20 protein-coding genes, 1 tRNA gene and 2 pseudogenes are annotated in these 26893 nt (G+C 38.5%); 14 read left to right on the top strand and 9 right to left on the bottom strand.

What is annotated here, in order from left to right; all coding sequences use genetic code 11:
• The first annotated feature begins 163 nt into the window (after positions 1–163).
• From F993_RS17105 to F993_RS17115, 3 genes and pseudogenes are all read left to right on the top strand, one after another.
• Positions 164–250 (top strand) — tRNA-Leu (locus tag F993_RS17105).
• Between the two features lie 203 nt (positions 251–453).
• Positions 454–1170, top strand: a pseudogene (locus F993_RS17110) (phage portal protein); the annotation flags it as partial.
• 135 nt (positions 1171–1305) lie between these two features.
• Entirely contained in the window at positions 1306–2208 is a 903-nt protein-coding gene (locus F993_RS17115) for a hypothetical protein (protein ID WP_004652479.1), read from the top strand.
• A gap of 299 nt (positions 2209–2507) precedes the next feature.
• Here the strand turns inward: F993_RS17115 and F993_RS17120 are convergent, their stop codons facing one another.
• Positions 2508–3911, bottom strand: a complete 1404-nt coding sequence (locus F993_RS17120) for a KAP family P-loop NTPase fold protein (protein ID WP_004652478.1) — start codon at positions 3909–3911, stop codon at positions 2508–2510.
• A 656-nt stretch (positions 3912–4567) separates the two neighbouring features.
• Between F993_RS17120 and F993_RS0119535 the strand changes: the two are divergent.
• From F993_RS0119535 to F993_RS17135, 4 genes and pseudogenes are all read left to right on the top strand, one after another.
• Positions 4568–5839, top strand: a pseudogene (locus tag F993_RS0119535) (sensor histidine kinase).
• 72 nt (positions 5840–5911) lie between these two features.
• Positions 5912–8659 (top strand): bifunctional [glutamate--ammonia ligase]-adenylyl-L-tyrosine phosphorylase/[glutamate--ammonia-ligase] adenylyltransferase, encoded by a 2748-nt coding sequence (gene glnE / locus F993_RS17125; protein WP_004652474.1) that lies wholly within the window; start codon positions 5912–5914, stop codon positions 8657–8659.
• A 30-nt stretch (positions 8660–8689) separates the two neighbouring features.
• Positions 8690–9616, top strand: coding sequence for a branched-chain amino acid transaminase (locus tag F993_RS17130; protein WP_004652473.1), 927 nt, complete (start codon positions 8690–8692; stop codon positions 9614–9616).
• A gap of 175 nt (positions 9617–9791) precedes the next feature.
• Complete coding sequence (locus tag F993_RS17135) at positions 9792–10547, top strand: hypothetical protein (RefSeq protein WP_004652472.1); 756 nt, start codon at positions 9792–9794, stop codon at positions 10545–10547.
• 86 nt (positions 10548–10633) lie between these two features.
• Here the strand turns inward: F993_RS17135 and F993_RS17140 are convergent, their stop codons facing one another.
• Genes F993_RS17140 through F993_RS17150 form a run of 3 tightly spaced genes read right to left on the bottom strand, consistent with a single transcriptional unit; the run spans position 10634 to position 13742 of the window.
• Positions 10634–11659, bottom strand: coding sequence for an NAD-dependent epimerase (locus F993_RS17140; protein ID WP_004652471.1), 1026 nt, complete (start codon positions 11657–11659; stop codon positions 10634–10636).
• Entirely contained in the window at positions 11656–12825 is a 1170-nt protein-coding gene (locus F993_RS17145) for a nucleotide sugar dehydrogenase (RefSeq protein ID WP_004652469.1), read from the bottom strand. The genes F993_RS17140 and F993_RS17145 overlap by 4 nt, the downstream gene beginning before the upstream one ends.
• Positions 12826–12860: 35 nt before the next feature.
• Entirely contained in the window at positions 12861–13742 is an 882-nt protein-coding gene (locus tag F993_RS17150) for an ATP-grasp fold amidoligase family protein (protein ID WP_004652468.1), read from the bottom strand.
• A 375-nt stretch (positions 13743–14117) separates the two neighbouring features.
• Here F993_RS17150 and F993_RS17155 point away from each other — a divergent pair, with 375 nt between their 5' ends.
• From F993_RS17155 to F993_RS17165, 3 genes are all read left to right on the top strand, one after another.
• Entirely contained in the window at positions 14118–15116 is a 999-nt protein-coding gene (locus F993_RS17155; protein ID WP_004652467.1) for a Stealth CR1 domain-containing protein, read from the top strand.
• A gap of 3 nt (positions 15117–15119) precedes the next feature.
• Positions 15120–15878: a glycosyltransferase family 25 protein gene (locus tag F993_RS17160; RefSeq protein WP_004652466.1), complete on the top strand. Its 759-nt coding sequence runs from the start codon at positions 15120–15122 to the stop codon at positions 15876–15878.
• 73 nt (positions 15879–15951) lie between these two features.
• Positions 15952–16863 carry a glycosyltransferase family 32 protein gene (locus tag F993_RS17165; protein ID WP_004652465.1) on the top strand — a complete coding sequence of 304 codons (912 nt, stop codon included), beginning with the start codon at positions 15952–15954 and terminating at the stop codon, positions 16861–16863.
• 4 nt (positions 16864–16867) lie between these two features.
• On the opposite strand, the gene F993_RS17170 is transcribed toward F993_RS17165, so the two are convergent.
• Positions 16868–17776, bottom strand: a complete 909-nt coding sequence (locus F993_RS17170; protein WP_004652464.1) for a hypothetical protein — start codon at positions 17774–17776, stop codon at positions 16868–16870.
• Between the two features lie 77 nt (positions 17777–17853).
• Positions 17854–18756: a glycosyltransferase family protein gene (locus F993_RS17175; protein WP_004652463.1), complete on the bottom strand. Its 903-nt coding sequence runs from the start codon at positions 18754–18756 to the stop codon at positions 17854–17856.
• Between the two features lie 115 nt (positions 18757–18871).
• Between F993_RS17175 and F993_RS17180 the strand changes: the two genes are divergently transcribed.
• The 4 genes from F993_RS17180 to F993_RS17195 all read left to right on the top strand — a co-directional run bounded on the left by F993_RS17180 (position 18872) and on the right by F993_RS17195 (position 23744).
• Entirely contained in the window at positions 18872–20839 is a 1968-nt protein-coding gene (locus F993_RS17180) for an HAD family hydrolase (protein WP_004652462.1), read from the top strand.
• Positions 20840–21243: 404 nt separating this feature from the next.
• Positions 21244–22041 (top strand): glycosyltransferase family 25 protein, encoded by a 798-nt coding sequence (locus tag F993_RS17185; protein WP_004652461.1) that lies wholly within the window; start codon positions 21244–21246, stop codon positions 22039–22041.
• The gene (locus F993_RS17190; protein ID WP_004652459.1) at positions 22038–22811 is read left to right on the top strand and encodes a glycosyltransferase family 25 protein; all 774 of its coding nucleotides are present in this window, start codon (positions 22038–22040) and stop codon (positions 22809–22811) included. The genes F993_RS17185 and F993_RS17190 overlap by 4 nt, the downstream gene beginning before the upstream one ends.
• A gap of 126 nt (positions 22812–22937) precedes the next feature.
• Positions 22938–23744 (top strand): glycosyltransferase family 25 protein, encoded by an 807-nt coding sequence (locus tag F993_RS17195; RefSeq protein ID WP_004652458.1) that lies wholly within the window; start codon positions 22938–22940, stop codon positions 23742–23744.
• A 24-nt stretch (positions 23745–23768) separates the two neighbouring features.
• On the opposite strand, the gene F993_RS17200 is transcribed toward F993_RS17195, so the two are convergent.
• The 3 genes from F993_RS17200 to aspS form a co-directional block, all read right to left on the bottom strand.
• On the bottom strand, positions 23769–24635 hold the full coding sequence (locus F993_RS17200; protein WP_004652457.1) for a lysophospholipid acyltransferase family protein: 867 nt from the start codon (positions 24633–24635) through the stop codon (positions 23769–23771).
• Between the two features lie 4 nt (positions 24636–24639).
• The gene (locus F993_RS17205) at positions 24640–24861 is read right to left on the bottom strand and encodes a hypothetical protein (protein ID WP_004652456.1); all 222 of its coding nucleotides are present in this window, start codon (positions 24859–24861) and stop codon (positions 24640–24642) included.
• A gap of 188 nt (positions 24862–25049) precedes the next feature.
• Positions 25050–26831 carry an aspartate--tRNA ligase gene (aspS, locus tag F993_RS17210; RefSeq protein WP_004652455.1) on the bottom strand — a complete coding sequence of 594 codons (1782 nt, stop codon included), beginning with the start codon at positions 26829–26831 and terminating at the stop codon, positions 25050–25052.
• Positions 26832–26893: the final 62 nt, after the last annotated feature.

Below are 26893 nucleotides of genomic sequence, written 5' to 3'. Positions count from 1 at the left end.
AAAATTGGGCGTAGTATAGTCTTTTTTACGTTTTCCCGCTGAGTTCGCGTGTTTATTGATAGAAAAATATCTGAATGATTTAAAAGTGAGCAATAAGCGTGAGTTAGTGTTTGACAATAAAATCAAACAGGTTATTATACGCAACACAAAGCATCGCACTCTTCCCGAGGTGGTGAAATTGGTAGACGCGGCGGACTCAAAATCCGCTGTCAGAGATGACGTGTCGGTTCGAGTCCGACCCTCGGGACCAAGATTCAAAGACCCCAAGCTGGTATTAAAGGCTTGGGGTTTTTTCATTTTTGGCGTGAGTGTTTTTTTACGGTATTTTAAGGGATTATTTGGTATAAGTTTCCACCCGATATTTAAAGATAGAAAATAAGGAAAACCAATTATTTATGAGCACATCTATTTATCAACGTCCTAATAAAAAATGGAAGACAGATGTTGAATTAAATGGTGTGCGGCAATGGATACTTGCAACGTATTGATAATCGCTTGAATGAACCGTTGCAATTCAAAGGGTTGATGGGCAAATATATGCGAAGAATGAAGGCTCAGAATCAGTTTTTGATGATGATGGAAGGATTCAACGAGCATGAGTTTGCAGCAAATAGTGTTTGTCATATCAAAACTTCAGATGTTGATCAGGAGATCTATGGCTCACCCGAGTATCTCTCTGCCTTGCAGTCCGCTTGGTTAAATGAATCGGCAACTTTGTTCCGTCGAAAGTACTACAACAATGGATCTTATGCAGGCTTTATCTTGTATATGACCGATGCTGGTATAGATGATGAAGATGTTGAGTCTTTGAAGCAGGCAATGAAGGATTCACGTGGTCCGGGTAATTTTAGGAATTTGTTTTTACATGCACCTGGTGGAAAGAAGGATGGACTACAACTCATCCCGATCAGTGAGTTGGCGGCAAAGGATGAGTTCTTGAATATCAAGTCGATTACTCGTGATGATATTTTGGCTTCATTTCGGACGCCACCGCAGTTGCTAGGTATTATTCCTTCAAATGCCGGTGGCTTTGGTTCTATTAAGGAGGCACGTGAAAGTTATTGGTATTCAGAAATTGTGCCTGAACAAAATCGAATATCTAATACTATTAATGAATGGGCAGGAGAAAATGTAGTGCAGTTTAAAAAATATGATGAAATGAAAAATTGATTAATTTTTTGATTTTTTGTAATTAAAATATAAAGAATATTTAAAAAACAACTTTCTTTTATGAAGAAAGTTAATGTAGTACCTAAGATACATATGCTAAAATTTAACTATAAAATATTTTTTTGGTTTTGATTCATGAGTAAAAATCGTAAAGTTTTACTTCTTTTTGCTGCTGTTGGTTTTTTTATAACTCTTATTTTGTTTTATGTTGTTTTGGCTCGTTATTTTGATTTATCTGATATATCTTATTTAAAACCATTGATTTATGTTGTATTGTTTGTAATGGTTTTAGCCTCTTTAGTGGGGTTGATGAATAGCTTTTTAGAATCAAATAAATACGTTGAGAAAAGAGAGGTAGATTTAAAGTATTTGGAGTTGTTGAGGAAATATAATGTATCTGTTGGTGGTCAGAATAATGAAAAAACTATAGATGAAGCAAAAAACTTACTAAGAGATAAATTAGAAGGTATTTCGGCTGAGAGTTATTTTCAAGAGTTTAAACAAAAGGTTAAAGCTGAATCAATTGTTGAAGTTTTAGATGATAAAACAAAAAGTATAGAATTGAGAGTTCAAGGTGAAATTGCTAGACTTTCCAAAAGTGGTATCATTAATTTATCACTTGGTATGATGCTTAGTATTGGTGGGATATTATATCTAGGGAATTTTGTTGTAAATGTCCAGACATTTGATAGTATCGAGAAAATGTTTATAAATACTTTTCCGAAAACAGTATTTGTGTTGTTGATAGAAATTTTTGCCTACTTTTTCTTGAAACTTTATAAACAAAATTTAGATGATATAAAATATTATCAAAATGAGTTAACTAATATTGAATCTAAAAATTTAGCTGTGCAAATTTCAAAACAGTCAAATAATCATAAATTGCTAACTTTATGTGTCGAAGAGTTTCTATCAACAGAAAGAAACTTTATTTTAGAAAAAGATCAGACAACAATAGAGCTAGAAAAAGAACGCATAAGTTCTAATAATACAAATAATACCTTACAAGTAGTTAAAGATATTTTTAAAAATAAATAAGAAAAACAATATTGACCCTACAAAGTATCTAAGCTAATCATGATCTCCTACATGGAGATCATGATTGAATTATTGAAATGAACATTCATCAGACAGCCAGCTGTTGAAGTAGCTTTATTCTAAGCATTCTTTGTATACTTCGTAATGGGAGATTGAACGGGGAGGCGTAAGCCTGCCGTTTAGTTCCTTACGGTCGACCAATCTTGTTCAATCTGCCACCCAATTCACTAAAATAATATTGAATTCTTTTTACAGTTTTAAAATATGAAGGCAGGATAAAAAAAGCCTACACATTAAAACTATGCCTCAATCATATATATATATTTATGCCACGCTTCCATCAGATCTATTGATACGTCGTCAGTTGGATAATATACTATTTTTGATTGTCTTTTTTCAGGGGAATGTACTTGTGAAGATTCTAAAAAATATAATAAATTTCTAAATATTTGTGTTTTTCCGTTAATGCTATAAATGCTAAAAAATAAAAAATCACAGAATTTAGTTGTAAGTGGTCTTATATCATTGTTATTTTCTGTGAATTGCTTTCTATAAAATCTTTGATGTATTTCAAGAAAGTGTTTGCAAAAATCGGTTTCTGAATATTCTTTTAAAATGTTTAACTCAATGTAAATCAGAAATAAAAAAAGAAATAATTTCTTTTCATCATCAAAATCCTTTTTAAATAACGAGAACTTATTTATTAAGCGGATCAGTTGTCTTGGAGTTGGGTTATATATTTTACAGAGCTTTGTGTAGACATATAACTCATTGTTATCTAAGTCAAGTTTATAGTTTTTATTATAGTTTTCTAAAATTTTTAAGTATCTTGTTCCATCTAAATCCTTAATTTTTAACATTATAGAGAAATCAATAAATTTTTCTAAATAATTGTTGGTACTTGAAAACCCATAATAATTACTAATGGATTCTTCTAGCTGATTTTTATTCACCGCAAGAATAAATACAACTTTGGGGATATCAAAAAAATGTTTAATACGTTCAATAAGTCGTATTGCAAATTCTGGCTTACAGCGATCAAGTTCATCAACAACAAATAGCAAAGGTTTATCTAGTTTGGATGTGATTTCTGCCAAAGCTTGTTTGAAATATTCTAAGGATTCCTTCTCTTTATCATAGTTCTCAACTTGAGCAGAAAGATGCTCTTGTAGTTTTTCATTGAGCAATGTTGCAGCCTCTTTTCCAAAATCATCAGCACTTGTCAGCTTTTCTACAGCCTCAGCTACAGGTTTAGCCAATGCTCCCATACCTACGAGTGACGTAGTAAGGTACCAAAGTAACATGGGTAAGTTAGGAAGAATTGCTCTATGGGCATTTCCTATAGTTTTCTTAATTTCATCAATATTTGTTTTGTCACTCTGGAGACAATTAGCAATCTCCATTGAAATAGTTAAAAAAGGATCATCAATATAATCTTGATTAAATGCATTCAAATAAATCACTTTATATTCATCTTGCTCTAATTTTGCTTTCCAATTTTTAACAAACCAAGATTTACCAGCCCCCCATTCAGCATCAATCGCAATAGTAGCGCCAACAGTAATACGTGATACATGATCTGTTAAACGATCTGCTAATGCTTCACGTCCCCAAAAATCATTTTCAAATGGTGTTTCAATATTATCTGAAATGTCTTTAATGAATTTATACGAAGTATCTTCGGTATTTGCTGCGATATTCAAAGTCTTAGGCCTATTATTTATTGTTGACGAATAATAGTATCTAAGCTGCTTTAAATTTACCACCCACATGGTAGTAGAGATTGGCGTCTCGTTTTGAAAACAAAGCGGACAACCCGCTGCTAAAACCCATCAATTTTCGAATAGGGTATTTGGTGAGTTTTGCATATATGTTCGGTCGGATTGATTTTCCCTCTTAGCGCACCGAAGCAATAAAACCATTACGTCCACCAAAACCAATGGACGCGTGATTCTCTGAATAGTCTGTTTTTAATTGGTTGCCAATGTTCTGAAACATGGCCCCTTTAGGTTTTATATTTCCAATTTAATCCCGTTTGCGTGGGGCAAACTTGTCTGGATCTCTTTGTTTTTTATTCGCTCACGAAATCGAATTCGAAGGCCTTGCTATAAGATCCTTGATAGTTCCCTTCGTCAGGCGGGTTCAAGAAGTACTGCAAGTTGATCCAGCCAATGATTTAAACCTTTAAATGCATCCAATCTATTCAAGTTAAAATTCAATGAAATTTCACGTTTTGTTGCGAATTGATTGAATCAACAATTGCCTTTTCTGTTAAAGTTTGTTAATACTAAGTGATAGTTTTCACATTTTTTCTATAAAACGTAAAGAACCGTATAACGAAAATATTCGAGAGGCGGGAATGACGATTCAATTATTAGAACTACAGCAAGCCGAAAAGTTAAGTGCTTGTAAAATCTCTCTTTCTTTGGGGCTAACTTCAGAGCAGAACTTGCTTGAGCAATTTTTACAGTTCAACCGAAAACTGATGCAGGCCAGTACTGCATTACTGTCATTTCACCAAGAACCCTATCTATGGCACCGTTGCCCTGAAAAGCTCAAAGCCATTGATTCCGCAAAAATTACCAAAAGTCTAAATACCCTATTTGTGAATGGTGATCTGGTCGATAGCGGCCATCCGCAATACTCAACTTTACTGGCATTCCTCGCACCACTGAAAAAGAAAGTTCAATCTGCGGTCGCACTACATCTTAGACATCCAGACCGAACCTCACTCGGTTATATCATCCTGTTTGATGAAGCTGCTCAAGGCTTTAACGATCTACAAAAACAACTGCTGCAAGAACATTGCATCAACTTCATGCAACAACTGGAATTGAAGTTTAATCATGATGAGCTGAAATAATTATACGAACAAGAAGCTGCACTCAATTTTAGTAAAACCAAATTCTTTTCGATTATTTCCCATGACTTACGCGCACCGTTTCATGGTCTATTGGGTTTCTCAGAAATCTTAGCCAAAGAACGTGAAACCTTAGATGAATCCAGTATTCAGAATATCGCGGACTATCTTTACGATACTTCACAATCAACTTATAACTTATTGGAAAGCTTACTGAATTGGGCGATGGCGGAAGGTGGGCGTTTTGTCTATCACCCGATTAACTTTAAGTTACGTCAGATCACCAATATCGTGACCGATATCCTGAAAACTTTGGCGATTAAGAAGAATATTCAACTGATTAATGAAGTCGATGAAAATCTTAAAGTCTATGCCGATATGAATATGATCACCTCGGTCATTCAGAATTTGGTGTCTAATGCGCTGAAATTTACCGATGTTGATGGTACGGGCAAGGTCTATATTCAAGCACAACATAAAGGCACCTATGTTGAAGTCTATGTCAAAGACACTGGTCTCGGCATGACTCAACAACAAATCAACGATCTGTTCCAGCCACGGATTACCATGAGTTATAAAGGCACTGCAGGAGAAAAGGGTGCAGGTCTGGGCTTAAGTTTGTGTAAGCGCTTTGTGGAAATGAATTTAGGTGAAATCAATGTCACTTCCAATGAAGGCGAAGGCACGGTGTTTACGGTGTTGCTGCCGATTGAACGTGAACAGGTTGATTTATGTACGGATCAACAAAAAAGCAAAGCGAAATTAGTCTAAAGAGATTTTAAAGATAAGCTTGTAACTGATATAACTAACCTAGATGACATGACATCAGTCGAGCCTTTTTATATGAATGCGCAACAGCTACAAAAAACCTTAGTTGCAAGCCAATATGCTGAACAAGTTTTAAATTTATACAAACTACAATTAGAACAAGACTATTCCGAAGATCAATTTCTTGACTCGCTGTCGACTGAAACCATCTATCAAAAAGTGCAACTGGCTGTGGCTGACGTCAGCGATGAACAATCATGGATGAAAGCCTTACGCGTACTCCGTGCCAAGCTGATGTTTCGCTGGATTTGGCAAGATGCCAATCAACTCACCAATGTGGTGACGTTGACACGTGAGCTATCCGATTTTGCCGATGCCAGTATTTGTGCCGCCAAAGCTTTTGCATTACCGCCTTTATTAGCCAAACACGGTGAACCCATTGGTTATTCAGGTCAGTTACAAGATCTAATTGTGATTGGTATGGGTAAGCTCGGTGCCCAAGAGCTGAATCTTTCTAGTGATATTGACCTGATTTTTGCCTTTGATGAACAAGGCGAAACCAATGGGCGTAAATGTATTGATGTACAGCAGTTCTGTATTCTGTGGGGACAGAAGCTAATTTATTTGCTTGATCATATTACTGCCGATGGTTTTGTGTTCCGTGTTGATATGCGTTTGCGTCCGTGGGGTGATGGTTCAGCCTTGGCAATTAGCCATAGTGGACTGGAAAAATATTTAAGCCAGCATGGACGAGAATGGGAACGTTATGCATGGATTAAGGCTCGGGTGATTACCGGTGGCAAAGCGGGTGAAGAGTTGCTCGATATGTCGCGTCCCTTTGTATTCCGTCGTTATGTCGATTATTCCGCTTTCGCTGCCATGCGTGAAATGAAAGCCATGATCGAGCGTGAAGTCATGCGTCGTAATATCGAAGAGGATATTAAGCTCGGTGCAGGTGGGATTCGTGAAATTGAATTCATCGTGCAGGTATTCCAGTTGATCTATGGTGGATCGAAGCGTGAATTGCAAGATCGACAATGTCTGGTCAATTTACATCATTTGGGTGAAGCCGAACTGCTAGATCAGCAAGCGGTGACTGATCTGGAAGATGCTTATTTATTCCTAAGACGAGTTGAACATGCCATTCAAGCCTTGAATGATCAGCAAACACAATCCCTTCCAACTGAACCTGAACAGAGACAACGGATGTTGGATACGCTTGGCTTTGCTGATTGGCCTGCGTTCTTGGATGTACTGAATCAGAAACGTGACAAGGTCAAAGTCCAGTTTAAACAGTTGATTCAGGAAAAAGAGTTTGCTGAGCCGGTCGATGATTTCGTTCAGCTTGAACAAAAACTCAATGCCGTACTGGATGATGATGCCAAGAACTTAATTCAGAACTTTTGGCATGGGCAAGCGTTACGCAAAATCCCAGCCAGTGCCTTAGAACGCTTAAAGAAATTCTGGCCGCATTTGATTGAGGCGATTTTACAGTCGGATCAACCACAAATGGCGCTGTTGCGTTTGATGCCATTGGTTGAATCGGTGCTGCGTCGTACCGTCTATCTGGTGATGTTGATGGAAAGTCGTGGCGCGTTACAGCGACTGGTCAAGATGGCGACTGTAAGCCCGTGGATTTGTGAAGAACTGGCCCAGTATCCAGTGCTGTTGGATGAATTCCTGTCGATGGATTTTGGTTTGCCACAACGCAAAGATCTGGAAGATTCTTTGCGCCAACAGTTGCTACGCATCGAGATTGATCAAGTTGAAGATCAGATGCGGGTGCTGCGGTTATTTAAAAAGAGTAATGTATTGACGGTTGCCGCCAGTGATGTACTGGCAGAAAGTCCGTTGATGAAAGTCTCCGATGCCTTGACTGATATTGCCGAAGTCAGTGTACAGGCGACTTTGCGTTTGGCTTATGAGGCGGTTGCACAGCGTCATGGCTATCCTGTTGGAAATGATGGACAGCGTTGCAGTCTCGATAACAAAGGCTTTGCCGTGATCGCCTATGGCAAATTGGGTGGCATTGAGTTGGGCTATGGTTCAGATTTAGATTTGGTGTTTATCCATGCCTTTGAAGAGCAAAGTGAAACCGATGGCCGTAAGGGGATTAGTGGGGCCGAGTTTGCCATTCGTGTGGCACAGAAGTTTATGTCCTTGATGACCACACAAACCTTGGACGGGCGTGTCTATGAAATTGATACCCGTCTGCGACCATCAGGTGAAGCAGGGATGTTGGTTACCAGTTTAAAAGCTTATGAGCAATATCAACAAAAAAGTGCCTGGTTATGGGAGCATCAAGCTTTGGTGCGTGCTCGCTCAATTGCGGGAGATCGTGGATTATGCACGCAATTTGAACAGATTCGCTGTCAGATTCTGACTCAGGTTCGTGATGAAAATACGGTGCGTGAAGAAGTGTTGAAAATGCGCCAAAAGATGAAAGATCATTTGGGATCATCTTCTGAGCAAAAAAAACATGGGATTTTTCATTTAAAACAGGACTCAGGTGGTATCGTTGATATCGAATTTATGGCACAGTATGCTGTGCTTGCATGGAGTGGGACGAATACAGATCTCGCCCATTTTTCCGATAATGTAAGAATTCTAGAAGATGCTGCTAAAGCAGGCTGCTTATCCAGTGAAGATGCCACAGCATTAATACACGCTTATCTCCGTGAACGAGCTGAGAGCCACCGTCTAGCGCTTGCAAATCAATCTATGCAAGTCAATGCTGCGGATTGGCACGATACCCGCGAGATCGTTTGCAAGTTATGGCAAAGATTAATTGATCCAACTGCGCAAGCATTGGAAAGTGAATAATTGTGTAAAAAAGAAAATGGAGTATGTGCGATGAGTTTGGCTGATCGTGATGGTTTTATTTGGCAAGATGGAAAATTAGTTGATTGGCGTGATGCAAAAATTCACGTCTTAACTCACACACTACACTACAGCATGGGTGTCTTTGAAGGTGTCAGAGCTTACGAAACCCCGAATGGTACCGCAATCTTCCGTTTGCAAGATCATACTAAACGCTTATTAAATTCAGCAAAAATTTATCAAATGAATGTTCCATTTGATCAAGCGACACTAGAACAAGCACAAATCGATGTGGTGCGTGAAAATAAATTAGCATCTTGCTATTTACGTCCATTGATTTGGATTGGTTCTGAAAAACTCGGTATTGCCGCAACAGACAACACCATTCATGCAGCTGTTGCAGCATGGGGTTGGGGTGCATACCTTGGTGAAGAAGCAATGGCACGTGGTATTCGTGTAAAAACCTCTTCATTCACGCATCACCATCCAAACGTGACCATGTGTAAAGCAAAGGCATGCGGTAACTATACCGTGTCGATCTTGGCGCATCAGGAAGTGGCACGTTCAGGTTATGACGAAGCGATGTTGCTTGACCCACAAGGCTTTGTTTGCCAAGGTGCGGGCGAGAACGTATTCCTGATCAAAGATGGTGTCTTGCATACCCCTGATTTAGCGGGTGGCGCGTTAGAAGGGATTACCCGTCAAACCGTGATTACTATTGCTAAAGACCTTGGTTATGAAGTGGTTGAGCGTCGTATTACTCGTGATGAATTCTACATTGCAGATGAAGCATTCTTTACAGGTACTGCTGCGGAAGTGACGCCAATTCGTGAGTATGATGACCGTGAAATTGGTTGTGGTTCACGTGGTCCGATTACCACTGTGATTCAAAAGACCTTCTTTGATGCAGTACAAGGTCGCAATGACAAATATGCACACTGGTTAACTTATATTAAATAAGCTGTAATCGTGCATAAAGGCGAAGCTTAGGCTTCGCTTTTTTATTGACGAATTAATACTAAAAAAAACAATCCGCTCTATGCTAAGATGGGCATATATTCAGTGCATATGATTGAACACTTTTGTTTTTTTGGACAAAGTGTAGCCTCGTATCTCAAGCATTTAAGGTTATCAGATGGTAGATATTCAACAAAATTCGGCAACTCATGAAGACAATGTGATCTTGTGCATGAAGTGGGGAACCAAGTATGGTGCTGAGTACGTCAACCGTTTGTATAACATGGTCAAACGTCATTTGACCCTGCCTTTTAAAATGGTGTGCTTGACCGATCGTACCGAAGGTATTGACCCGAATATTCAATGTTTTCCGATTCCATCTCTAGATTTGCCAGCAGGTAGTCCTGAGCGTGGCTGGAATAAACTCTCGACCTTTGAACCTGATCTGTATGGCTTAAAAGGCAATGCTTTATTCCTCGATTTGGACGTGGTCATTATTGATAATATTGACTGCTTCTTCCAAGCGGAAGGTGAGTTCTTGGTGATTCACGACTGGAAACGCCCTTGGCGTATCACAGGCAATAGTTCGGTTTATCGTTTTAAACTGGGGGCTTTCCCTGATATTTTGCCGTACTTCCGTGCAAACTTTAAAGAGATCAGTCAAAAGTTCCGTAATGAACAAGAGTACCTGTCTTGGTTTGTTCATAAAGAAGGCAAATTGAGCTATTGGAATAAAGACTGGTGTAAAAGCTATAAATACCATTGTTTAAGAAAAGTTCCTTTCGCTTATTTTCAGCCACCCGTAAAACCCAAAGACGCGAAAATCATTATTTTCCATGGTGAGATTAACCCACCTGATGCGATCAGTGGTGGTGGTGGTAAGTGGTATCGCTATGTATTGCCATCGGATTGGATTAAAGAGTCTTGGCAGTAATCCAAGCGTTATTTATCCTGAAAAATGAAGGGATGGATAAAATAAAAAATCAGGCGGAATGCCTGATTTTTTTGCTTTAAGAGTTATTAAATATTGTGATATTGGCGATACCAATCAACAAAGTTTTTCACGCCATCGACTACCGAAGTCGCTGGTTTATAATCCACATAGTTTTCTAGCGCAGAGCTATCGGCAAAGGTATCTGGTACGTCACCTGGCTGCAGAGGAAGAAGATCTAAAATCGCTTCCTTGCCTGCTGCTTTTTCAATGGCCTGAATATATTCAATCAGTTTGACCGTGCGGTTATTGCCAATATTGAAAATTCTAAATGGGGCATTGCTGGTGGATGGATTTGGAGTATTGCTGTCCCAAGTCTCATCCGGGGTCGCAATCTTGTCGCTAGTACGGATAATCCCTTCAACAATATCGTCGATATAGGTGAAGTCACGGGTGTGATTGCCATGATTAAATACAGGAATTGGTTTGCCTTCAAAAATATTCTTGGTGAATTTGAACAGTGCCATATCTGGACGTGTCCACGGCCCATAGACGGTAAAGAAACGTAACCCTGTAGTTGGTAATTTAAATAAATGGCTATAGCTATGTGCCATTAATTCATTGGCGCGTTTGGTTGCGGCGTAAAATTGCAGTGGATGATCTACACCGTGTTGTTCGCTAAAAGGCATGGTGGTGTTGGCGCCATAGACGCTACTGGTACTAGCATAGGTTAGGTGGGGTGTAGCTGCGTAACGGCAGGCTTCCAAAATATTGGTAAATGCAATCAGGTTGCTCTCCACATAGCTATGTGGATTTTCAAGTGAATAGCGTACACCGGCCTGTGCGGCCAAATGAATCACACGGTCAAAACGATGATCTTGGAAGCATTGATCCACCACTGCTTTATTGGCGAGATTGTCACGAATCAGAGTGAAACTACCTGTATCGTTGCGCTCAGCCAGTAATTGTAATTGCTGAGCACGTGCTTCTTTCAAAGATGGATCATAATAATCATTAAAATTATCAAAACCGACCACATCATCACCGCGTTCTAGCAGTTTTTTTGCAACACTAAAGCCGATGAATCCAGCAGCACCTGTGACTAGAACTTTCATTCATCGCCTCCAAAAATATCTCGGGTATAAACTTTATCTTGTACATCTAGCAATTCATTGGAGAGGCGATTGGCAATAATCACATCACAAGCTTGTTTGAACTCATTTAAATCTTGAGTGACTTTAGACTTAAAGAAGGTGTCTTCATGAAAGGTGGGTTCGTAGATAATGATTTCCAGACCTTTGGCTTTTAATCGCTTCATTACGCCTTGAATGGCTGAGGCACGGAAATTATCTGAGCCGCTTTTCATCACCAGACGATAGATGCCCACCGTGCTTGGGTTTCTTGCCAGAATCGAATCCGCAATAAAATCTTTACGGGTGCGGTTAGCATCCACAATTGCTTTAATCAGATTGCTTGGCACATTATTATAGTTGGCCAACAACTGTTTGGTATCTTTCGGTAGACAATAGCCACCGTAGCCAAAAGATGGATTGTTATAATGACTGCCAATACGTGGGTCTAGACAGACGCCGTCAATCACTTGTTTGGTATCTAAACCAAAACTTTGCGCATAGGTATCCAGCTCATTGAAGAAGGCAACCCGCATTGCCAAATAGGTATTGGCAAACAGCTTAATGGCTTCAGCTTCGGTTGAATGCGTCAGCAAAACAGGAATATCCTGCTTGATCGCACCTTCTACCAGTAAATCTGCAAATTGCTGGGCACGTTCAGACTGCTCTCCAACGATAATACGCGACGGGTAGAGGTTGTCATGCAGGGCTTTACCTTCACGTAAAAACTCTGGCGAGAAAATAATATTTTCAGTCTGGTATTTATTTTTGACTTGCTCGGTGAAACCTACAGGAACGGTAGATTTGACGATCATGGTTGCATTGGGGTTGATGGCCAATACATCCTGAATCACGCTTTCTACACTTTGCGTATTAAAGTAATTGGTTTGAGGGTCATAGTCGGTTGGAGTGGCAATAATAATAAAATCAGCATTTTGAAAAGCCTGCTGTTTATCTGTAGTCGCTGTGAAATTGAGCTTCTTTTCTTGTAAAAAAAGTGAAATATCATGATCCTGAATCGGTGATACTTTGTTGTTCAGTAAATCTACTTTAGTTTGTAGGATATCCAGGGCAATGGTTTCATGGTGTTGTGCAAATAGCATTGCATTTGACAACCCAACATATCCTGTTCCAGCAATCGCTATTTTCATAAGTACCTAACAGATTCGACATACATGATGGACGGTTAATAGGATAACCAGAGTGACCCTAATTTTAAATCCCATTCTACGGGTGTAATCACCATTCGTCCTGCATTGGGGGTGAGTGTAATTTCACTAAAATACACATGATCTTGCGATAATAAGAAATCTACTCGGCTATAACCATACGAGAAGCAAAGTTTTTCTGACAGTCGGATGATTTCTTGCAATTGTTTCGGGGCAGCTAAAGCTGAAGGTGAGTTCTCTTTAAGGTCGACCCGAAATGGTTGTAAGGCCCATTGTGTATCATACATGTTTGAGTAGTCATTGCCTTGCGCATCTTGGACATCAATTTCCAGATATTCTGGACGGCCTTCAAAACAGTGTACACGACATGTGGTAATGGTGGATTGGCTGTCGGCATCCACATAGAGCTCAACGTACTGTTCCACCAGTACTTTAGGACAAATATCTTTATAGTGCCATTCACGCTTTCTAAAATACATGTTCATTTTGAGATGATTCTTGATTTTAGCGGTGGCGGCTTCGACACTAAACTTGCTTTTATCACGACAGACCATGGCGCTGCCACTGTCATGGGTGCATTTTAAAACAAATTGATTGGGTAATTGGTCAAAATCAATCTCATCAATACATTTGTAAACGCCAACCAACGGAACAAAATAGGCATCACCGACTTTTGCTGAAACCAGCTGTCTGACTGCACATTTATCTGCTAATTTTGTGAATAGGGGGCTCCGCTCAAAAATCATTCGGGCAGTAACTTTTTCATTGAAGCTTTTGGGAGCGCAAAAATTAGGGGTATAACCTAATTTGCAGATAAACCGTTTAGTCAGATACGCTTTATCTGAGACAAATTTAGTTCTAATTATTTTTGCTTGATACTCAAAGTAATTATAAATCATCAGTCAAAAAATTAAATTCCGTCAAAGTAACCTGTAATTATAATAAAAATACCCAAATTCGTCTAATAAAAATGTGGTGGTTTTGGGCGTGAAATGATTCCAAAAGGTTTGATTTTGTTAGGGATTGTCAGGGCTTAAGCTGAGATTAATAAAGGTACTGAACTGGGTAAAATTGTATATCGGCTGATCATCTCAGTGATATTAAAAATTAAATAGTTATAATATATTGATTTGTATAAAATGATTGACCGATCAAGGCGTCTGCCATTACGAAAAGAGACTGACGAGAAACAGATCTGTGATGTTATCATATGCTCCTAGATTAAACCTGTTTGGCGGTATTTTCGTGCTTTCTGATCGTTTAAGAGTGAATTGATGAGTGAAATGATGCAACCGGTTGATGTGGTGATTGCTTGGGTGGATGGCAATGATCCGAAGTTAAAACAGAAGCGTATGCAGTATCAGGGCAAAACTCAGGCTTCTGATGCGGTCAGCGATACTCGTTTTGCGAGCAACCATGAAATTTATTATAACATTGCATCTATTCTAAAATATGTCCCTTTTTGTCGGCATATTTATATCGTGACGGATGGTCAGCAACCGCAATGGATTGATGATTTTGTCAAAGATGGGATTTGTGAGGCGGGTAAAATTCGGATTGTTGATCATCGTGAAATCTTTGCGGGTTATGAGCAATACTTACCGACCTTCAACACGCGTTCGATTGAAACCATGCTTTGGAATATTCAGGGCTTGTCTGATTACTTTTTTTATTTGAATGATGACTTCTTTTTTAATGCGCCAGCGCAATTAGAAGATATTCTGATTGATCAGAAAATGGTGATTTACGGGCATTGGCAAAGTAGTTTTGTACTCAAGGCCAAGCTTTGGTATCGTCAGATTTTAAATCAATATTTTTCCAAGCCGATACAACCTAAACATATGATTGCGCAGATGTTAGGGGCAGATATGCTTGGCTTTAAAAAGTTTTTTGAAATTCACCATTATCCGCATGCAGTTGACCGTAAAATATTACAAGACTATCTACTTGCTCATCCTAAGTTTTTAGAAAAACAGATTCAGTATAAGTTCCGCAGCGTAGAACAAATCAATCCGATTTCATTGATGAATCATTTGAAAATTCAAAAGGGTGAGGCTTTGTTGAAGCCTGATCTTGAAATTGCTTATTTGAAAAATGAAAGCGGTTTAACTAGTTTCTTGCAAAGCTTGGGTAATGAACAGATTAAATATGGGTGCATGCAAAGTCTGGATCAATTGAGTGATACAGCAGCCGCAGAAATTTATACAGCTTTAAATCAGAAATTGGCAGGCTATATCCCGAAAGTTTTATTGGCTGAAACGGCCAAAGGATAAATGATGAAAGTTGAAACTTATCTAATTAACCTTGATGGCAGTGATCAGCGTCTAGCCAGTGCGACCGCACAATTACAGCAACAGGAATGGCCATTTACCCGTTTTTCGGCCTATGATGGACGTGGCAAGGCCTTATCTGAGTTCAAACAGTACGATGATACAGAGGCTCAACGAATTTTAGGGCGTAGTTTGATCAATTCAGAATTAGGGTGTTATCTGAGTCACTATGGCTGCGCTGAAAAGTTTCTTGAAAGCGATGCTGATTATTTGGTGGTGCTAGAAGATGACATTCAGGTTCTACCCAATTTTAAGCAGAATCTTGATTCACTGCTCAAGTATCTAGATCAGCATAAAGAACTGGATTGGTATGTGGTGAATATGGCAGCGAAAAAGAAAAAACTCGCCAAAGATATTGTGCAGATGGATCATTACAACCTTTGGCATGCGTATTATTTCCCCATTCGTGGCGTGGGGTTGCTTTGGTCTCGTAAAGGGGCAGAAGAGTTTGTCAAATTAGGTAAAAACATTCATGTGCCCGTCGATATCTTTTTCCAAGGCTGGCTCAGCAAGAATGGAAAAGGCCTAGGTGTTTGGCAGCCTTTTGTTAAACCAGCAGGCTTAGACAGTGATATTTTGGGTACGGTTGCAACACAGGGTATTCAGCGTAAAGACTTGGAAAAGCGCGATTCGTCTCATGGTTTAAAGAAACAGAAACGAATGTGGCGTGACCGTTTTTATGCTTTTAAGCATCTTTTCTTTTAATGTAAATGGTCTATGCAAATCACTGGCGTGAAATGAAACACAAAAGTGATTTGGTTTTAGCTGAGTTGCCAATATGAAAATATTTAAAAAAATATTCTATCTGTTAAAGTTTTATACGATGTACTCGAACAAACAGAGAGGGGTAAACGAAGCCATAGACAACGATGCTGGTTTGATTGTACTCAATCCGACTATTTCTGATGCGTTTATTCCAAAGAAAATCTGGATGTACTGGGAAGGCTCACTTTCAGGTTTTGTCGAAACATGTGTTGAGCAAGTCAAAAAAACCAATCCTGACTATGAGGTTCATTTTCTCACGCCAGATACAGTAAAAAGCTTTTGTGATATTGATTTTGGTCATTTCCCAAAGGCAACACCGCAACAAAAGGCCGATTTGCTACGTTTTGAGTTGATTTATCAATATGGAGGGATCTGGTTAGATGCTAGTACGATCGTGTATGAAAGTCTAGACTGGATTCAAGAGTTGGTTAAAAAGACCCAGACTAATAGCTTTGCCTATTATCGTGCCAAGAATACAACGCTTAAAGATTTTCCCGTATTAGAGAATTGGTTACTGGCTAGCGCAGAGAAAAATATTTTCTTTAAAGAATGGTTTGATGAACTGGCGAAAGCGATTGAAATGACGCCCAAAGCCTATCTGCAAAAATTGAAAGAAACAGAACCTGATTATCTGGACTTATTTCAACAGATTGGTCGTCTGGAATATCTAGTGGCGTATGTGGCTTGTCAGAAAGTGATGCGTCGTCATTTACCCAGTATGAGTTTGATTAATTGTGATAAAAATGCGCTGTATTTTCAGGTAAAGCACCAATGGGTGAAAGAAAAAGTGCTGATCGATATGGCAATCAATTATCCACCTCAACAAATGCCGCGGCTGATCAAACTTGCAGGCAAAGAAAGAAAAACCCTAAGCCATTATTATGAAAAAGGCATGTATCTAAAAGGGTCATTGATTGATATTTAAAACATCATTTTGAAGTTTCAAGCAGTGAGTTGGGATCAATTTTTTTAAAGACTTGTACTGCACTGTTTTGAGATAAATTGAAAACTTGAATGTGCTTTTGTTCAAATAAAGCAGCTGCGGCATCAAAAGCCTGAAATACTTCATCGACATGATGATTTAAGGTTGTCGGTTGCTGTCCGTCAATGTTTTCATAAAAACGTGGCTGAGAAAAATTATTCATGTCTAAACCAGCGATATAAATTTCGTTATAACCTAAGGTATAGAGAATCTGAAGAGCGACATAAGCCACGGTGAAATAGTCGAAAGTCCCTTTGTAGACATCGAGTGAAAACCCCATACTTTTGTGAATAAAGAAGTCTGTTTCATTTTGATCGAAGTGCTGGGCCTGATCTAAGAAGGTTTCGACTTGACCATCGGTAATTGTTTCAATGGTTTTGATCTGGCAATGAATATCTTCAATTCGAACGTGTCTTAAAATCAGGTCTAGGCAACGTGGCGTGGTGTAAAATGTGCAATCGCTATTCAAAACTTTTTGGACGAGATCAAAGCGGCAATCCACAAAATTATGATCAATAATTACATAACTGGAAAATGAAATTGAATCCAATGCGATGGCACCGTTTACACCGATATAGTCTCTATCGTGTTGATGTAAAATTTCTGAATTTAGTTGTTGAATAGAAGGGCCTGTCGTCACCAGCATGCACTTTTTATGAGAAATTTGTGATGGAATGAGATTATTGGAAACCAGCTTTTTCTTAAAATAAATTTTCTCGATACGATTTTGTGAATCTCGCTCAACGCTATAAAGTGGCCAATAACGACGGTTGTGTTTTGCTGCTTTAGGGAAGAAAAGCTTATAAATCAATTTATAAATACTTCTAGAAATACGATCTGAAAAGAAGTGCACCATTTAAAAACTCATTTATAAAATCATTGAGACGAATGAAACTAGATAACTTGATTTAAGCCATCTAGTTTCGATTAATATTAGTCGTCTAAAGAAAAACTTTTCTTTTTCAATTTGACTTTTAGACTATGTAAAGAGCGAGCAAACCAATTTTTATCTTCTGGTCGAGTTACTTTGTTGCCACGATAATGAATTTGGGTTGCTTTAGAAAAATCACCAAAGGGCTCAATCCGATAATTTTCTGGGCGATAACCTGCTGCAATGGCCTCTTGATAATACTGCTCGAACAGTTCAGTCAGATCTTCACGTGGATGCGGCATGATTTTACCGTCGAACCAGTGTTTTTGCCCTTCAGCCTCTAGTCGCGGTAAGGAGTATTTATGGCTGAATTGCGTACCCATATCTGAATAATGCAAGATTTTGATCTGATCAGCAGCCAGACCTTCACCATCAATATTATTATAGGAGTCTTGGTAGGGTTGAACTAACTGAGGTTTATCTTTTAAAAGCTGCATCAACTTTTTATGACTTTCAGGATCAGCTTGAATATCCTTTAATGACGGAAGGTATGCTTTGGCTTTCTCACAATCCCAAACACACGTACACAGTCTGGCTGAATTCTTACCGCCTTTGGCAATCACGATTGCCTCATCATTTTTAGGATGAGCCCATAGCTCTGCAATGTCACATAACACCACGACATCTGCATCCATATAAATGGCACGACCTTCGAAATTGCATGACTCAGGAATTGCCCATCTAAACCCTGAAAAAGGAGTCGCCCAATGTTCCGTATGCCAGCCTTCACCTGTTTGTTGATTGGTATACCATGGACTATTTTGATCGTGGCTAAGCTGCATCCATACAATTTCAACAGGATATTTGGTATGCTTGCGGACACTATAGTCCAGAACCATCATTTGTTCTAAGTCGCAATTATTTGGGTCGCAACCAACAAAAATTTTAATTGTGGAGTTAGACATGACTAGCTTCCAGTTTTAAGGTTTTATTCATAATTATAGTCTAAAAAGAGGGGTTTTTTTTGAAATATTTCTCTACTTCTGGTGATATTGTAAAGTGATTATGTGAGGCAATGTAATGATAATAAATACATTTATTGAAAAGGCAAAAAGAAAAATTGCCCAAGCAGAGATTGTCTCTTTTGATATTTTTGATACTTTACTATTACGTCCGTATTTATCTCCACGAGATTTATTCTTACATATCGAAATTGATCAATGTTTGGAAGGTTTTGCTCTGGCTCGAAGAGAAGCTGAATTTAGAGCGAGAAAGAAAAATCCAGATCGACAAGAGATTTGCTATGACGATATTTATAATGAAATTGAGACTGAGTTTAAATGTGCCAAAGAAATTGAATTAAATTGGGAATTTAGGGTTTTACAACCAAATCCAGAAATGAAACTACTTTGGGATTATGCCCTTGAACTCAATAAAAAAGTCATTGTCATTTCGGACATGTATCACTCATTTGAGAGTTTGAAGCAATTACTAATTAATAATAAATTTCATGCTTTTGAACATTTATATGTGTCTAGTCACTATGGTAAAACCAAGAAAAAAGGCACATTATTTGAGCAGGTTCTTTCTGATTTAAAGGTAAGCGCACAAGATATTGTACATATTGGTGATAATAAGAAAGGGGATTATAGAACACCTAAGAAACTGGGTATCCAAGCAATTTTATATAAACAGGTTGCACAGCAGTTCTTAGCTGTTGATGAACGGGCAAAACGATTTACAGAACAAGGTACACTTAATTTAGGCAAGAGTATTTTGGTCGCAATGTTGGCGATAAGATGGCTCAATCTGTCTTTGCTACAGGGGCAGTCATCATATTGGCAAGAGATTGGTTATAGCTATGCAGCCCCTCTCGCTTATGGCTATGGCAAATGGATAGAAACAGCAGCCCTAGAAAAAAAGCTCGATCATCTTTTGTTTGTCGCTCGAGATGGCTATTTACTGCAAAAGGTTTTTCAACAATTTCATGTTGGTGAAATTAAAACAAGCTATGTATATGCACCACGGCTACTCAATCTGGTTTACCGACTTGATTATAATAAGCACAATATTGAGAGTGCCAAAGCGATTGTAGATTTTTATGCGCATAAATATGTGGATATTGCGGCACTAGCAGAAGGGCAATCTTTTAACAAAGCCAGTGATTATCACCATTTTATTCAACAACATAAGCATCATTTTGAACAACATGCTAAGCAAATGTACGCTGATTATCATCATTATATTGATACGGTCATAGGCAAAGATGAACAGCTCGGAATAATTGATAGTAAGACCGTCGCGTTCACCTCTCAGAAAATGTTGGAAGATGTGTTGCAGCGTCCAATCAGTGGTTTTTATTGGTCTACGTTACTACCGTATCGCACTAAAAAATATGCATTCGATACATTTATTCCCAATAATTTAAATACTTTAGACTCAAATGTATTTACTAAAAACTGGAAATTTGTTGAATTGCTTTTAAGTTCACCTGAGTTTCCAATTTATGGTGTTTCGATCCAGGGGCAGCCGATATATAAAGATAATCTGAGTGAGAGTGAACGTCTTATTAAGGAAAACTATGTTGAAATTGCTCAGGGAGCCGAAGCATTTTTTGCAGATATAAAAGCTATGTTGGGTCAAACCAATCTTTATCTGGAAGGCGGTGATCTTGTTGCGTGGACAAATATCTTTTGTGACTATCCAAATTGTATTGATATTGAAAAAATGACAGAGGTTCGGTTGGCCGTTGATGTTTCACATCATCGCTCCATACCACTATTTTCAATGAAGACGTCGTTGCGCGATTTTATTAAACAACCAAAGTCAACCTTGAACGAGTTAAAGCGTTTAACTTGGAGAACACCACTGCAGTCATTGGTTCTACATATATTTAGGCCATTGAAAGTAAAAAAAAGCCACTCTAAGAATATTAAAATTGGTCTTTTTCCATATCTTAAAACTAGATATTTCATCTGGACCTTATCATTGTTTAAGAAGTTTTCATTGCAATTTTCCTTGGGGAATTACAATAAACATCATTTTTGAATTGAAATCTGCGTTGGTATCTTTGTGTGGAGTTGCCAGCCTGTCTTATCTTTGGATTTGAATTGGGCTAGACAGTTTGGGCCAGTTTTTCATGTGGATACTGCTTGGAAATTTATCTTCTTGTCAGCAATTTGTTGTCTTTGTTTTTTATTCTGAAAAAACAAGGATTTTTCGACTCAAGTTATGAGTTTGATTTTATTTGATTTATTGCGACTTTTTTTTATTTTTGTAATCTTCTAAAGTGTTAGCCCTTAGACGAAAAAAATAACTATTTTTGAAATATTGATGGTTATCCATTACTTACAATAGCTTAGCTTAGGTAACAGTCAAGCAAGCTTGAAATAATGTACATCATAATCAAAAACAAGTATTCTTAGCGCCTGTAGGTATGTTGCCTAATCTGTATGAATTACTCCTATCCCGATATGAAAAAGTTTGTTGTCAGTCTCTCTAGCGCAATCGAGCGCCGTAATCATATTTCATCTCAATTTGAGAGACAGGGAATTGAGTTTAGTTTCTTCGATGCCATTACCCCTGATGTTGCTGCATTTGATGCGCAAACTATGGGGCTCAGTGTGCATGAAAACTACATTGCCAAAGGTGAACTTGCCTGTTTTATGAGTCACGTGCACTTATGGAAGAAGATTGTCGATGACAATATTCCATACATGGCAATTTTTGAAGATGATATTCATTTAGGCGAGAATGCAAATAGATTCCTTAATCAATCTGACTGGATCGAATCAGATTGGCATCTGATCAAGTTAGAAGCATTTACTCCTAAAGTGATATTGGGAGCCAAGTACAAAGAATTTCTGCAAGAAGGAAGAGAAATCTATAAACTCACTGGAAAAAACTTGGGCACAGCAGGTTATATCCTGTCTCAACAAGGTGCAAGATTTTTATTAAATGAAATTGAGAAAATTGATTACATTATTCCTTTAGATAATCTTATGTTTGAATATATTGTTAAAAATCAAAATTTTAAAATGTTTCAAATGCAGCCAGCACTTTGTATTCAAGATACCATATTGCATTACCGATCTGCCAATATTCAGCTTAAAAGCCAGCTTACTCCAGAAAGAAAAAAGAGGATGAGAGCCAATAAAGCGAATGGTCTGCAAAAGATTCTTTTAGAATTGCTTCGCATTAGCACTCAATTAAAGATTATATTTTTTGCTCGTCGGGTAACATATAAGTGAAAACCTTTGTTATCAGTCTAAAGTCTGCAACTGATCGTAGAACACATATCGAAGAACAGTTTGGGAAAAAGGGAGTTTCATTTCATTTCTTTAATGCCATCGAGCCTGCTCAGATTGATTTTCAAGCTGAAAAGATTGGCCTTCCACTTCGTCAAGGTGATTTAAGTCGAAATGAATTGGCTTGTTTATTAAGTCATGTTTCTTTATGGCAAAAAGCTGTTGATGAAAAAATGCCAGCAATTGCAATTTTTGAAGATGATGTCCATTTGGGAGACGATGCTGAGCTATTCTTAAAGCAATCAGATTGGTTGAACGTTGATATTGTGAAGGTCGAAAAATCTTACACCAGTGTCATCTTGGATTTAGATAAAACCCAAATTTTTGATCATAAAGATTTTCTTTTGAGACGATTGAAAAAAGCCCATCTCGGAGCAGCAGGTTATATTCTCTCTTATAAGGGGGCTATAGCGTTGCTTGAATACATGAAGAAACAACCTGTGTTGGATCATGTTGATCAAATCGTTTTCAGAAAATATATCGCAGAAGGAAAGCTTGGGATTTATCAATTAAACCCAGCACTTTGTATGCAGGACTATTTATTAAATCCACAAAATCAAAAGTTTAAAACCACACTTCAATGGCGTGATAAACAGAAAGTTAAAGCGAAAGGATTACAAAAGTTATTTCGTGAGCTCAATCGCTTTTTGACTCAATTGAAAGAATTTCCTTATAAAACTAAACTAAAATTTATGGTGACTGATAAACATTAAACTATAGTCTTTTTTAGTTTAGGATTATTGATTTTAGCTTACAGTGTAAATACCTCCTTGCAGTTTGTTTTATATATTTTGATTGTATAATTCTGATACTGATTCTCATATATGATGGTTTCCTAAGTGAATGTTTTTGTTATTAGTTTAGATTCTGCGATTGAGCGAAGACAGCATATTGATTCAGAATTTAAAAAATATTCAGTTAATTTCAGCTTTTATGATGCAATTACGCCAGTTACATCTGAAGATGCAGCCAATAGCGTAGGGGTTGACTTGGCTCGACGAGGGGACTTGACCAAGGGGGAAGTTGCATGTTTGTTAAGCCATATCATGTTGTGGAAAAAGATTGTTGATCTCGACTTAGACTATATGGCAATTTTTGAAGATGATGTGTATTTAGGTGAGAATATACAAAGTTTTTTCAATAACTTTGCATGGATACCAAACGATGTTCACATTATTAAACTAGAAGCTTTTGATAAAAAAGCCGATCTGTCTTTTTTCTTAAAATTATCAAAAAATGGAAGAAGCTTATATCATCTTAAAGGGATGCATTTGGGTGGGGCGGGTTATATTTTATCAAAAGCAGCGGCTGAGCATTATCTTGAACTGATTGCAAATATGCCAGAATTGGTACCTGTAGATCATATTCTGTTTGGTCGGAATGTTAAAAAAGGGAAGTATAAAGCTTACCAAATGACGCCTGCAATTTGCGCTCAAGATTTTTATCTAAATCATAAATATCATAATTTTGGAAGTCATCTCGAAGAAGATCGTGCGGTTCGGCATCAGGCCGAAAAACTAGCAAGACTTCAACAAAAGCAGCAAATGACTGTATTTTTCAAAATCAAAAAAGAGATTTTAAGATTGTTTTTGCAAATTTTGAAACTTAAGGACCTTTCAGCTTATCGGACAGTGAAGTTTAAATAGTTTTAATACGCTTGAAACCCATACTCATTTGTAAGCAGATTCAGATTTTCCACCTCTAAAGCGTTTGTAGCCCCACATATATTCAGCAGGGAAGCGGTTAATCATCTGTTCAACGGCATGATTGAGTGCAGTTGTGGCAACTTCAATATCTCGATCATAGAGCTGTGGATCATTCAGATCATCACAATACACATCAAAACCTTCACCGTCTTCACGACGGAAACAACTTAAGCCGACTAAGCGACATTGGGTTTTTTGTGCCATTTTACTGGCGAGTGTACTGGTTAAACATGGAATTCCGAAAAAAGGAACCACAACACCTCCAGAAGGATCTGGAACATGATCGGGTAAAATGACGCTAAAACCGCCTTGCTTTAGATTTTTAAACAAGGCTTTTACACCAGATGCATCAGTTGGGACTAAAGTGGCGTTAAGACGCTGACGGGCATGCAAGGCAAAAGCATTAAAGCCAGAATCCTTCATGGGTTTGTACATGATGGTCGGAATACCGTATTGGTGTACCCATGCATTCATCATTTCCCATGTGCCCAAATGAGGGGTAATAATCAGTGCACCTCTTGGATCGCTGAGCGCATTTGTTAATACCTCTAACTGATGCACCGTATGAATCTGCTGAATACTCCATTCAGGTGGCATTGCCCAACATTTACCAGATTCAATATAACTGAGACATTGCTTGGTCACACTTTCACGTGCCAGCAGTTCTTTTTGTTCCAGACTAAGTTGAGGATAGGCTAGACCTAAGTTGACTCTGGTTTTCCACAGCATACTTTTATTCGGGTTTTGATTGATAAAGTATGCCGCCACTTTTGCGATACTGCGCAAAAATGCTAAAGGGAGAATACGAAGAAGTGTAGGATAAAACGACATGCTTTTAATCTTGTTTATCGACGTTGCCTTTAAGCACCATATAAATTAATGCAACAAAGATCAGTAAGGCACCCGCTAAGCTACTTACACAGAAGTATAAAATACGTTGATTGGTATTCATATTGAAGAGTTCATTTGCCAAGATGTAACGCATGAAAAACCATTGAGCAAGTGAAAATACAATAAGTACAATTGCATGTCGACGTACATCAGGACGCATTGCCATAAGACGGATCTCTCAATAAAAAGCAGCCTATTATGCCACTAGCAGACTTGTTCGCAAAGTATAAATCCTTATTTTACCTTTCCCTTGCGGAACTATAATCGTTCCTCATCTCCTAAAAGGAGAGGGATTGTATGGATATAAAAAACCCTGCATAGAGCAGGGTTTTATTTAAATCATAAACCTATGGTTTATTTTTCTTCAGCTTTTGGCTTTTCGCGTAAACGAATACCTAAGTCGCGCAATTGATTTGCTTCAACTGGCGCTGGTGCTTGAGTCAATGGACATTCAGCTGTCTTGGTTTTCGGGAATGCAATCACATCACGAATCGAAGATGCACCAGTCATCAGCATGATCAAACGGTCAAGACCAAATGCCAAACCACCGTGCGGAGGCGCACCGTAACGTAATGCATTCAATAAGAAGCTGAATTTCTCTTCTGCTTCTTCTTCACCGATACCTAAAGCTTCAAAAATTGCTTTTTGCATTTCTAAAGTATAGATACGAAGTGAACCACCACCGATTTCAGTACCATTCAGTACCATATCGTATGCAACAGAAAGGGCTTCACCTGGATTGCTCTTCACTTCTTCAACACTTGATTTTGGTAGTGTGAATGGGTGGTGAACAGAGGTCCATTTACCATCATCAGTTTCTTCAAACATTGGGAAGTCAACCACCCAAAGTGGTGCCCACTCGCAAGTAGTCAGCTTCAAGTCATGACCGATTTTCACACGAAGTGCGCCCATCGCATCATTTACAACTTTAGCTTTATCCGCTCCAAAGAACACGATATCGCCATTTTCAGCGCCAACACGTTTTAATAAATCAAGTACGATTGGCTCGATGAATTTAACGATTGGAGATTGAAGACCTTCGATGCCTTTTTCAAGTTCGTTGACTTTGATATAAGCCAAGCCTTTTGCACCATAGATGCCGACGAATTTAGTGTATTCGTCGATTGCACTACGTGGCAATGAACCCGCACCTGGTACACGTAAGGCAACGATACGGCCTTTAGGATCTTTTGCAGGGCCAGCGAATACTTTGAACTCTACGTCTTGCATTAAGTCTGCAACGTCAACCAATTTCAATGGAATACGCATATCTGGTTTGTCAGATGCATAGTCACGCATTGCGTCGGCATAAGTCATACGTTCAAACTTATCGAATTTTACATTCAATAATTCATTGAACATTTTAACCGTTAAGCCTTCCATTAAATCCATGATGTCATCGTCACTCATGAACGATGTTTCAACGTCAATTTGGGTAAATTCAGGCTGACGATCCGCACGTAAATCTTCGTCACGGAAACATTTCGCAATTTGGTAATAACGGTCGATACCACCCACCATCAACAACTGTTTGAACAATTGTGGAGATTGTGGAAGTGCATAGAAGCTACCATTTGAAACACGGCTTGGTACTAAATAGTCACGTGCACCTTCTGGGGTTGCACGTGTTAAAATTGGTGTTTCAACGTCTAAGAAACCATGATCTTCAAAATAGTTACGGATCAAGTTAGTTACTTTAGAACGGAAGCGTAAACGCTCTAACATTTCAGGACGACGGATGTCCAAGAAACGATATTTCAAACGAATTTCTTCTGAAATATTGGTGTTTTCGTCATTCAATGGGAATGGCGGAGTATCAGAAGCTGCAAGAACTTCGATCTCTTTACCTAAAACTTCAATCTGACCACTCACCATATTGGCATTTTCAGTACCTTCATAGCGACGACGAACACGACCTGTAATTTTTAATACAAATTCTGAACGTGCTTTATCTGCGGTTGCGAAAGCTTCAGGGGTATCTGGATCGATGACTACCTGTACGAGACCATCACGGTCACGCATATCAAGGAAAATCACACCGCCATGGTCACGGCGACGGTGAACCCATCCGCATAAAGTCACAGTTTGATCGATTTGGGCTTCTGTTAAAGAGCCACAGTAATGAGTGCGCATCATATTGAATTATGTATCCAAACTATATTGGCTGTAGAAGGTGAATGCGTAAACAGCGCACCACC

This window comes from Acinetobacter proteolyticus (assembly GCF_000367945.1).
Classification (GTDB): domain Bacteria; phylum Pseudomonadota; class Gammaproteobacteria; order Pseudomonadales; family Moraxellaceae; genus Acinetobacter; species Acinetobacter proteolyticus.
This window is presented reverse-complemented; position numbering and strand designations above follow the sequence as displayed.